This window comes from Streptomyces sp. NPDC041713 (genome assembly GCF_055591085.1).
In genome coordinates, this window is the sequence record NZ_JBVIZY010000004.1 from 336,762 (window position 1) to 349,132 (window position 12,371).

General features: G+C 71.8%; 1 protein-coding gene. It reads right to left on the reverse strand.

Annotated features, from left to right (window positions below):
- Positions 1-4 precede the first annotated feature (4 nt).
- Positions 5-12,340, reverse strand: a complete 12,336-nt coding sequence (locus ACZ6CV_RS14740) for an SDR family NAD(P)-dependent oxidoreductase (protein ID WP_469251162.1) — start codon at positions 12,338-12,340, stop codon at positions 5-7.
- Between the last annotated feature and the right edge of the window lie 31 nt (positions 12,341-12,371).

Sequence of the window (12,371 nt, forward strand, 5' to 3'; positions counted from 1 at the left end):
CTGATCAAGAAGGCAGTTCTCGGTCGATCAGTTCGAAGAGCTCGTCGTCCGAGGCGGACTCGAGGTCTCCGTTCCCGGTGTCCGCGTCGTCGGCCTCGCCGGGGCCGCGCGTGCCGTTGCCCGGCGCTCCGGTGGCGGCGTCGTCGAGGCGCCACATCAGGCTCTGCAGGCGTGCCGCGAGCCGGTCACGGGTGTCAGCGTCGTGCGCGTGCCCCGTGATGGCCGTCTCCAGCCGGTCGAGTTCGCCGAAGAGCGGCGCCGCGGGGTCGGCGTCGGCGGGGCAGAGCTGCGTCCGCAGTTCGTCGGCGATGGCCGAGGGCGTGGGGTGCCGGAAGATGAACGTGGCGGGCAGCCGCAGCCCGGTGGCGGCCGAGAGGCGGTTGCGCAGTTCGACGGCGGTCAGGGAGTCGAAGCCGAGGTCCTGGAAGGCGGCGTCTGCGCGGACCGCGTCGGTGCCGGAGTGCCCGAGGACGGCCGCCGCGTGCGTCCGCACCAGGCCGAGCAGGGTGCGGTGCTGTTCGTCCGCGGTGAGCGCGGCCAGCTTGCCCGCCCAGTCGACGTCCTGCCGGACGGTCGCGGCCGTCGGGCGACCGGATCCGCGTCCGCCCGCGAAGGCGCGCAGCAGGGCGGGGAGGGTGGCGGCGGACTGGCCGCCGAGGATACGGGTGTTGAGGTCGGCGGCGACGAGGTGCGGGTGGCCGTGCCGACGCGCGGCGTCCAGGAGGGACAGGCCGTGTTCGGGGGTCATGGCCTTCACACCGATGCGGTTCATGCGGGCGACGTCGGTGTGGGTGAGGGTGCCGGTCATTCCGGTGCCGGTGGTCGTATCAGTGCGGGGCGCGGTGGCGTCGGTTTCTGTGCTGTTCGGCGTGCTGCCCGTCTGCGGCTGCGGGGTCTCCCACAGTCCCCAGCCGATGGAGAGGCCCGACAGTCCTCGGGCACGGCGGTGCTGCATGAGCGCGTCGCAATAGGCGTTCGCCGAAGCGTAGTTGGCCTGCCCGGGGCTGCCGAGGGTGGCGGCCGCGGAGGAGAAGACGGCGAAGAGTCCGAGGCGCATTCCGCGTGTCGCTTCGTGCAGGTGCGCGGCGGCTGAGGCCTTGGCCGCCCATACCCGCGCCAGCCCTTCCCGTGTCTGGGCGGTGACGACCGCGTCCTCCAGGACGCCGGCCGCATGCACGACACCGGTGAGGGGGTGGGCGGGGTCGGTCTTGCCGACCAGTTCCGCCACCGACTCCGCGTCACTGACATCCGCGGCGGCGACGGTCACCTCGGCACCCAACGCACGTATACGAGTCGTCAGTTCACCGGCACCCGGGGCGTCCGGGCCGCGGCGACTGGCCAACAGCAGATGCCGCACGCCCCACTCTCGCACCAGGTGTTCGGCTACGACCTGGCCCAGCGCACCGGTACCACCGGTCACCAAAACCGTGCCCTCGGGATCAAGGGCGGGCGGAACCTCCAACACCAGCTTGCCGGTGTGCTTGGCCTGACTCATGAACCGGAACGCCTCCCGCGCCTGATCCAACGGCCAGGAACGTACGGGCAGGGGCGCCAGGGCCCCGGACGCGAACCGCTCGCCGAGCTCCCTCATCATGATCTCGATACGGTCCGGCCCGGCGTCGGTGACGAGGTCGTAGACCGTGTACGTGACGCCCGGGTACTCGGTGGCCACGTGTTCGGGAGTACGCAGGTCGGTCTTGCCCATCTCCAGGAAGCGTCCGCCATCGTCGAGCAGCCGCAGCGAGGCGTCGATGAACTCGCCCGTGAGGCTGTTGAGTACGACGTCCACGCCACGACCGCCGGTCGCCCGGCGGATGGTCTCCTCGAAGTCGAGGTCGCGGGAAGACGCACGGTGGGCGACATCGATGCCCATCTCATCGAGCACGGCGTGTTTGGCGGGGCTCGCGGTCGCGAAGACCTCCGCCCCGAGGTGCCGGGCGATCTGTACGGCCGCCATACCCACGCCCCCGGTACCGGCATGGATCAGCACCCGCTCCCCCGCCCTCAGGCCGGCCAGCTCCACCAACCCGTACCAAGCCGTCAGGTACGCGACGGGCATACCGGCCGCCTGGCGCATGTCCCAACCCTGCGGAACCGGCGCCACCATCCGCGTGTCCGCCACGGCCATCGGGCCGAAGGATCCGTGCAGTACGCCCATGACGTGGTCGCCGACCGAGAGGTGCGTGACCTCGGAACCGACCTCCGTGACGACGCCCGCGCCCTCGCCGCCCAGGCCGACCTGGCCCGGGACCATGCCGAGGCTGACCAGGACGTCGCGGAAGTTGATGCCCGCGGCGTGGACGTCGAGGCGTACCTGGCCGGGACCCAGGGGCTCCAGGAGCTCCGGGTAGGCGACGGGCGCCACACTCTCCAACGTGTCGGCGGCCCCCTTGTCCAGGCGCCAGGCGCGCGTGTCGGGCACTGTCGCCAGCACGCCGCCGACCGCGCGGACGAGTCGAGGGATCAGCAAGGTGCCGTCACGAAGGGCGAGTTGGGGTTCGTCCAGATCTTCCACGGCCTGGCGGAGGGCGGCTTGCGGCAGTTCGCCGCCGTGTGCGGTGGGGTCGGCGAGATCGCCGTCGACGTCCAAGTCCAAGTCCAACAGGACGAAGCGGCCCGGGTGTTCCGACTGGGCGCTGCGGACCAGGCCCCAGACGGCTGCCGCGGTGGCGTCCACGTCGCTGTGGCAGCCGCCGTCGCCCTCTCCTGCGACGGCAGCGGCAACCGCCCCACGCGTCACCAGGAGGAGGCGGGACTCCACGAGCTTAGGCTCCGCCAGGAACTCCTGCACCAGCGACAGCACCTTCTCCGCCACCGGGAGGGCGTCGCCGGGTGCGGTCTCACGGGGCGAATTCCCATCGGACGCGATCGCACCGGATGCGGTCACGACGGGGGCGGTCTCGACGGGGGCGGTCTCGATGGGGGCGACGACCGCCCAGGGTGCCTCCCCACCGGCTCGCACCACGTCCGCCGGTCCGGCGCCGTCCGTCAGCGTGACCCACTCGCCGCCGCCTTCCGTGTCCGCCCCCGGGGCCGGGAGCGGTAGCGGAAGCGGGGTCCATTCGACCGCGAACAGCCCTTCGTCGCGGGCCCGTTCGGTGCGCAACTGCCCGATGTCTGCGGGGCGGAGGGTCACGGATCCGACGCTCATGACGTGACTCCCGGCGCCGTCGGCGACGAGTACCCGTACTTCCCGCTCGGTGTCGTCGTGCGCGCCGGGCGACAGACGGACGCGTACGGTGCCGGCGCCCGCGGCCCACAAGGCGACCTGGTTCCACGTGAACGGCAGCCAGACCTTGCCGTCGTCCTGCGGCTCCCCGGGCCATTCGAGCAGCAGGGCGGGGTGGAGGGTGGCGTCGAGCAGGGCAGGGTGGATCCCGTACCCGTCATGGCTACCGGCGGCCTCGGGCAGCTCCACCTCGGCGAGCAGATCCTCTCCGTCCCGCCACACCGCGCGCAGCCCCTGGAAGGCCGGGCCGTACGCGTACCCGGACTCCGCCGCCTGCGCGTAGAAGCCCTCGACCTCCATGGGCTCGGCGTCGACGGGGGGCCACACGCCGCCCAACTCTGCTGCTGTGGACGTACTTTCAGGGGTGAGGGTGCCGGTGGCGTGGCACACCCACGCGTCATCACCGTCTGCGGCATCCGTATCGGGGCGCGTGTAGATCTGCACTCCCCTACGCCCGTCGTCACCGGCCTCGTCCACCACGACCTGGACCCGCAGACCGGACGCCTCAGGCACCACAACCGGCGCCTGCAACATCAACTCATCCACACCAGCACAACCGACCTCGTCACCGGCCCGCAGCGCCCACTCCACCAACGCCGCACCCGGCACCAGCACCGCCCCGGCCACCGCATGATCAGCCAGCCACGACACACCGGACCGCGACAACCGCCCCGTCAGCAGACACCCGCCCCGCCCGGCGAACTCCACCGCCGCGCCCAGCAACGGATGCCCCGCAGCGACCAGACCCAGCCCCGCCGCATCCCGACCGGCGCCGCCGCCGCGCCCGGACAGCCAGAACCGCTCCCGCTGGAAGGCGTACGTCGGCAGATCCACCACCCGCGACGCCCCACCAGCCGGGAAGAACCCCGACCAGTCGACGTCGACACCAGCCACATGCAGAGTCGCCATCGCATCCACGAACGCACGCTCCTCGGACCGGCGCTCCCCGGCAAGCGAGGCCACCAGCACCGGCTCGGCCTGCTGTTGCCCGGCAGCGTCGTCCAGGGTGTGCTGGGCGGCGGTCGTCAGCACGGGAGCGGGACCCAGCTCCACGAACACACCGGCCGAACCGGCCAGTTGGGCAATGGCGGGCTGGAACAACACGGGCTGTCGCACATGCCGAGCCCAGTACTCCGGAGCCGTGATCTCCGCGCCGGCCCGCTCCCCGGACACATTACTCATCAGCGGAATCGAAGGCTCCCGGAACTCCACATCCCGCAAAGCCTCGGTGAAGTCGGCCAGCATCGGATCCATCAATACCGAATGGAAAGCGTGACTGACCGACAACGCCTTCGTCTTACGACCCCGCTCAGCCCACAAAGACGAGACCGCGGCCACTTCCTCAGCGGGCCCCGAAATCACCGTGGAATCCGGCGTATTCACCGCCGCGACCCCCACGCTCGACCCCGCCAAATCGGCCGCCAACTCCTCAGGAGTCGCCTGCACCGCGCACATCGCCCCACCCTCAGGCAACGCACCCATCAACCGCGCCCGAGCCCCCACCACCCGACACGCATCCTCCAACCCAAAAACACCCGCCACATACGCGGCCGCAATCTCCCCGACGGAATGCCCGACCACGACATCAGGCCGCACCCCCACCGACTCCCACAACCGCGCCAAACCCACCTGCAACGCAAACAACCCCGCCTGCGCCCACAACGTGTGACCCAACAACTCCCCCGGACCACCAAATACAACGTCCTTCAACCCAGGCCCGGAAGAGCCCAACTCCCCATCCAGCAGCCCACACACCTCATCAAAGGCCTGCGCAAACACCGGGAACCGTTCATACAGACCAGCCCCCATCCCCACCAACTGACTCCCCTGACCACTGAACAGCCAGACCATGTCGCCGCTGGGGGGCGTCGCATCGCCACGCGTCTCCGTGAGGCCGACCGTCGGCTCCCCAAAGGCCACCGCCGCGAGGCCAGCGAGAAGTTCAGAGCGGTCACGGCCCGCCACCACCGCCCGCTGCTCGAACAGCGAGCGCGAGTGCAGCAGGGCCCAGCCCACGTCCCGTACCGCCACAGCCGGATCCGCCGTCACCGCATCGCGCAGGCGGCTCGCCTGAGCACGCAACGCCTCCCGACTACGTGCCGACAACACCCACGGCACCACCGACCCAACACCCACCGGCTCCGACGAGGTGACCTGCGGCTCCCCCACCGGCTCCTCCGGGACCTGCTCAAGAATCAGATGCGCATTCGTCCCCGACGCACCAAACGACGACACCCCCGCACGCCGAACACGCCCCACCTCCGGCCACGACACCGACTCCGACGCCAGCCGAACCGCACCCGACTCCCAATCCACATGCGGCGACGGACCATCCACATGCAAACTCGCCGGCACCACACCACGACGCAACGCCATCACCATCTTGATGACACCCGCCACACCCGCAGCCGCCTGCGTATGACCAATATTCGACTTCACCGAACCCAGCCACAAAGGCCGACCCACAACCCGACCCTGCCCATACGTCGCCAACAACGCCTGCGCCTCGATCGGATCACCCAACGTCGTCCCCGTACCGTGCCCCTCCACCACATCCACATCAACCGACGACAAACCACCACTCGCCAACGCCTGACGAATCACCCGCTCCTGCGACGGACCATTCGGCGCCGTCAACCCATTACTCGCACCATCCTGATTAACCGCAGAACCCCGCACCACCGCCAACACCCGCCGCCCCGACCGACGCGCATCCGACAAACGCTCCAACAACACCACCCCCACACCCTCGCCCCAGCCCGTGCCGTCCGCCGCTGCGGCGAAGGGCTTGCAGCGGCCGTCGGGGGCGAGGCCGCGTTGGCGCGAGAAGCCGGTGAAGACCTCGGGTGTGGCCATGACCGTGACGCCGCCCGCGAGGGCGAGGTCGCATTCGCCCTGGCGCAGCGCCTGCGCCGCAAGGTGGATGGAGACCAGCGACGACGAGCACGCCGTGTCCACCGTCATCGCCGGGCCCTCCAGGCCCAGGGTGTACGAGACCCGGCCGGAGACCACGCTGCCGGAACCGGCCAGCATGGAGTACCCCTCCAGCTGGGCGTCCTGCGCGAGACCCGCCGCGTAGTCGTGGTACATCACGCCCACATAGGTGCCGGTCAGGCTGCCCTTGAGCGTCGTCGGATCGATGCCCGCGCGCTCGAACACCTCCCACGACGCCTCCAGCATCAGACGCTGCTGCGGATCCATCGCCAGCGCCTCACGCGGATTGATCCCGAAGAACGCCGCGTCGAAGTCCCCCGCGTCCGGCAGGAAGGCGCCTTGGTCGGCGTAGCTGGTGCCGGGGTGGTCCGGGTCGGGGTGGAAGAGGCGTTCCAGATCCCAGCCGCGGCCGGTCGGGAAGTCGCCGACGGTGTCCACGCCCGCCTCGACGAGGTCCCACAGCCCTTCCGGCGACGTCACTCCGCCCGGGTACTTGCAGGCCATCGCGACGATCGCGATCGGGTCGTCCGTGGCCGTGGACGAGGGAAGCGCCGCCCGGGTGGCGGGCGCCGCCGCACGGGTGTCGCCGCTCAGGCGCGTGCACAGGTGGGCGGCGAGGGCGTCGGGGGTGGGGTGGTCGAAGGCCATCGTGGCGGGAAGGCGGAGGCCACTGGCCGCCGAGAGGCGGTTGCGCAGCTGTACGGCGGTGAGCGAATCGAAGCCCAGATCCTTGAAGTTGGCCTCGGTACGGACGTCCGCGGCGGAACGGTGGCCGAGCACCGCGGCCACGCACTCGCGTACCACGTCACTCACGACGGCTCGGCGCCCGGCCTCGTCCAGACCGGCGAGCCGCGTCTCCAGGGCCGCTTTGTCGACGGCGGAGTCGGTAGCCGCCTTGCGGCGCGTCCTGCCCGTCAGGTTGCGCAACATCGCGGGCACCTCGTCGGCCGGGAGACCACGGACGTCGATGCCGGCCGCGACCACGAGCGCCGTGTGTGCGGCGGCGTCCCGCGCCGCGTCGAGGAGGGCGAGGCCTTGCTCGTCGAGCAGCGGCTTCACGCCGCCCGCGCGCAGCCGCGCCAGGTCGGCGTCGTCCAGGTGCCGGGTCATGGCGCTGCCGCGCGCCCACAGCCCCCAGGCGATCGACAGACCCGGCAGGCCTGCCGCGCGGCGGCGGGCCATGAGGGCGTCGACGAAGGCGTTGGCGGCCGCGTATCCGGACTGGCCCGCGTTGCCGAGGACACCGGCGGCTGAGGAGAACATCACGAACAGGCCCAGCGGCGAACCTGCCGTTGCGGCATCCAAGTTGGCGGCAACGGAGGCCTTGGCGGCCCACACCCTGGCCAGTTGCTCGGGGGTCTGCGCGGTGACCACGGCGTCGTCCAGGACACCCGCGGCATGGATCACGCCGGTCAACGGGTGCGCGGGATCGACCGACGCGACCAGCTCGGCGGTGGCACGCCCATCCGTCAGGTCGGCCGCGACGATCCGCACCTCGGCGCCCAGACCGGTCAGCCGTTCGGCGAGGTCACGGGCGTCCGGTGCGTCGGGGCCCTGGCGGCTGACGAGCAGCAGGTGCCGTACCGACCAGGCACGCACCAGGTGCTCGGCGACGAGCCCGCCCATCATCCCGGTGCCGCCCGCGATGAGCACGGTGCCGTCGGGGTCAAGGGCCGTGCGGGCGTGAGGGGGGAGGTCAGGGTTCGGGACTGTGTCTCGGTCGGGGTCGCGGTCGGACCCGGGTACAGGTGCGGGTGCCATCGTGGCGCGCGTCAGACGGGGGGCCCTCGGCTCGCCCGCGCGTACGGCGAGCTGCGGTTCCGCGGTGGCGAGGGCGCGGGCGACGGCCGCCCGGTCCGTGCTCTGCTCGACGTCCAACAGGACGAAACGGTCAGGGTGTTCGGCCTGGGCGCTGCGGATGAGGCCCCACACGGCGGCGGCGGGCGCGTCGAGGATCGGGGCGTCCGGGCGCTCGACCTCACCAGCCTCGTCGCCGCTGCGGCCCCCGTCTGCGGGCACGGCCACCGCGTGGCGCGTGAGAAGGACGAGTCGAGCGTCGGCGAAACGTGGTGCGGTGAGCCACTCCCGTACGAGCCGCAGAGTGCGCTCGGCGATCTCGCGGCCGCACGCGTCGACCGTTTCCGCGTCCGATGTCGTGGTGGTGTCGGCCACGACGGTCGTGGGGACGGCCTGTGTTCCCTCGTCGAGCGCGGCGGACAGGGCCGCCAGATCCGGGTAGCGGGTCAGGCCCTCCGTGGCCGGCGTAGCGGCGTCAGGACCGAGCACCACCCAGTCGTCGCCGCTCTCCGCCGCCCCGGCTGTTGCCGGCACGGCGGTCCACTCCACCGTGAACAGGCCGTTGGGCCCGCCGGCTGTGGTGCCCGCCGCGCGCAGCAGTTCGGGGTCGGCGGGACGCAGGGCCAGGGAGTCCGCGCTCAGGACCGGTGCCCCGGTCGCGTCGGTGACCGTCACCCGCAGCGCCGCGCGGCCTCCTGTCTCCGTACCCTCGTACCGTTCCGCTCCCGCGTCGTCCTGGTGCGGGGCCAGCCGCACCCGTACCGTCGTGGCGCCGGTGGCCCACAGGGACACGCCGTTCCACGCGAAGGGAAGCCGGAGTTCTCCCGCTGCCGCTCCCGCGCCCGCGCCCGCCCCCGGACCGTCGTGACCGGGCGTGGCCGGGTCGAGCAGCAGGGCCGGGTGCAGTGCGGCGTCCAGCAGTACGGGGTGGATGCCGAAGCCGTCGTGAGCGCCCGCCTGCTCGGGCAGCTCCACCTCGGCCAGCAGGTCCTGCCCGTGCCGCCACACCGCGCGCAGGCCCTGGAACGAGGGCCCGTACGCGTACCCTGCCGCCGCGGCACGCTCGTACAGGTCACCGATCTCCAGTGCCTCGGCGCCGGCCGGGGGCCATTGCCCGCCGAGACCGTACAGGCCGTCCAGGCCGTCCAAGCCGCCGTCCGGCGCGTCGCCGGCCGTCTCCGGGCTCAGCGTGCCGGTGGCGTGGCACGTCCAGGTCTCGTCCTGGTCCGGTGCGTCGTCGGCGGCGGAGTCGGCGCGGGAGTAGACCCGCACCTCGCGCCGCCCCCGCCCCGCACCGTCGGCCGCGCCGACGACCACCTGAACCTGCAGACCACCGGAGTGCGGCAGCAGCAGGGGCGCTTCCAGCGTCAGCTCCTCGACCGTGGCGCAGCCGGCCTCGTCGGCGGCCTGCAACGCCCACTCGACCAGGGCCGCGCCCGGCACGAGCCTCGTGCCCGCCACCGTGTGGTCGGCGAGCCAGCCACTGCCCCCGGACGCGGCGAGCCGCCCGGTCAGCACGAGCGCGCCGTCGGCCAGACCGAGGGCCGCGGGCAACAACGTGTGCTCCAACCGCCGCAGCCCGGCGGACCGCACGTCCCCCACACCGTCCACCGGCAGCCAGTAACTCCGGCGCTGGAACGCGTAGGTGGGGAGGTCGACGGTACGGGGGGTGGGGTCGGCCGGGAACCAGCGCCGCCAGTCGACCTCGGCCCCGGCGGTGAAGGCGAGGGCGGCGGCGCGGGCGAGCTGGACGGCGTCACCGTGGTCGCGGCGCAGGGTGGGGACGACGGTGGCGGGCACGTCCGCCCGCTCGATGGTCTCCTCCATGCCGAGGTTGAGGACCGGGTGGGGGCTGGCCTCGATGAAGAGGCGGTATCCGTCGGCGAGGAGGGCCTCGATCGTGTCCGCGAAACGGACCTGCTGACGGAGATTGGTGACCCAATACTCGGTGTCCAGCGTCGTGGTGTCCGACAGGCGCTCGGCCGTCACCGTCGAGTAGAAAGCTGTGTCGGTGCGGGTCGGCTGGATGTCGGCGAGGCGTTCGGTGAGGAGGTCGTGGAGTTCGTCGATCTGGGGGCCGTGGGAGGCGTAACCCACGTCGATGACGCGTGCCCGCAGCCCTTGCGCCTCGGCCTGCGCAACCACGGCGGCAACATGCTCGGGCGGCCCCGAAATCACCGTAGAGGAAGGCCCGTTGACGGCGGCGACGCACACGCCCGGCCGGTCGCCGATCAGCTCGGCAGCCTGCTCCGGACCCGTACCCAGGGACGCCATGTCGCCGTGCCCCTGAAGCTGCCGCAGCGCGTCACTGCGTACGGCGACGATCCGCGCCGCATCCTCCAACGACAACGCACCCGCCACACACGCAGCGGCCATCTCACCCTGCGAGTGTCCGACGACAGCGGCCGGGACGACCCCGCAGTCCGCCCACACGGCAGCGAGCGACACCATCACGGCCCACAGCACCGGCTGCACGACCTCGACCCGGGACAGCTCCGCCCCGTCCCCGCGCAATACCTCCGTCAACGACCAGTCCACGTAAGCCGAAAGCGCCCGCTCGCACTCCCCGATCCGCGCCGCGAACACCGGCGACTCATCCAGGAGTTGGGCACCCATGCCCACCCACTGCGACCCCTGCCCCGGAAACACCAACACCGGACCGGGACCCACATCCCCGGCCACCCCGGACACCACATCTGCCGACGCCTCACCCGACGCCAACGCACCCAGCCCAGCCGTCAAAGCATCCCGGTCACGCCCCACCACCACAGCCCGGTGCTCCAACACCGCACGTGTCGTGGCCAAGGACCAACCAACCTCCTCCGACGCCGTGACATCCGCGCCCTCGGCCGTGAACTCGCCCAGTCGCCGGGCCTGTTCACGCAACGCGTCCGTGCCTCGACCGGACACCACCCACGGCACCACGGCCCCCGAAGCGGAGGACCCCAGGCCCCCCTGACCGGACTCCTCCGACTCCGGCTCATCCGGCGCCCCCGACTCCTCCGGCGCCTCCTCCAAGATCACGTGTGCGTTCGTACCGGAGATGCCGAACGACGAGACGCCCGCACGCCGCGCCCGCTCGCCCCGCGTCCACGGGACCGGCTCGGTCAGGAGCCGTACGCCGCCGCCGTCCCACTGGACGTGCGGGGTCGGTTCGTCGACGTTCAGGGTGGCCGGCAGGAGTTCGCGCTGGAGGGCCATCACCATCTTGATGACGCCCGCCACGCCCGCGGCCGCCTGCGTGTGACCGATGTTGGACTTCACCGAGCCGAGCCACAGCGGCCGGTCGTCCTCCCGTTCTTTGCCGTAGGTGGCGATGAGCGCCTCGGCCTCGATGGGGTCGCCCAGCCTGGTGCCGGTGCCGTGCGCCTCGACCGCGTCGATCTCGGACGTCGAGAGGTGGGCGCTGGACAGCGCCTGTCGGATGACGCGGCGCTGCGAGGGGCCGTTGGGCGCGGTGAAGCCGTTGCTCGCGCCGTCCTGGTTGATGGCGGAGCCGCGCAGCACCGCAAGGACCTTGTGGCCGTTGCGGCGCGCCTCGGAGAGCCGTTCCAGGACGATGAGTCCGGCGCCTTCTCCCCAGCCCGTGCCGTCCGCGGCGGCGGCGAACGGCTTGCAGCGGCCGTCGGGCGCCAGGCCGCGCTGGCGCGAGAAGCCGGTGAAGACCTCGGGTGTGGACATGATGGTCACGCCGCCCGCGAGGGCGAGTTCGCACTCGCCCTGGCGCAGGGCGTTGGCGGCCAGGTGCATCGCGACCAGCGAGGAGGAGCAGGCGGTCTCCACGGTCACCGCCGGGCCCTCCAGGCCGAGGGTGAAGGAGAGCCGGCCGGAGAGGACGCTGGGTGCCGTGCCCGCGTACCCCTCGGTCGCCTTGCCGCCGGGGTCGCCCTGGGTCTGGTTGCCGGTGGTGGCGGCGCCGACGTAGACGCCGGTCGAACTTCCCTTCAGGGTCGCCGGGTTGATGCCCGACCGTTCGAGGGCCTCCCAGGACGTCTCCAGGAGCAAGCGCAGCTGGGGGCTGCTGGCCAGGGCCTCGCGCGGGCTGAATCCGAAGAAGTCGGAGTCGAAGCGGTCGGGGCCGGTGAGGAATCCGCCTTCGCGGACGTAGCAGGTCCCCGGGTGGTCTGGGTCGGGGTGGTAGATGCCCTCCAGGTCCCAGCCGCGGTCGGTGGGGAAGGGTTCTATGGCGTCGTCACTGGCGGCGACCAGGTTCCAGAGGCCTTCGGGTGTCTCGATGCCGCCCGGGAAGCGGCACGCCATGCCGACGATGGCCACCGGCTCCTGGCGGCGGTCCTCCACCTCGCGCAGGCGCTGCCGGGTGTCATGCAGCTCGGCGGCGACCCGCTTGAGGTAGTCGACCAGTTGCTCTTCACTCGCCATGAGAGTTCACCCAGCCTTCAGCATGGTTGTC

Bases quoted from the DNA above. Each gene is read 5' to 3' on its own strand.
- ACZ6CV_RS14740 (WP_469251162.1), bottom strand. From the start codon at position 12,340: ATGGCGAGTGAAGAGCAACTGGTCGACTACCTCAAGCGGGTCGCCGCC.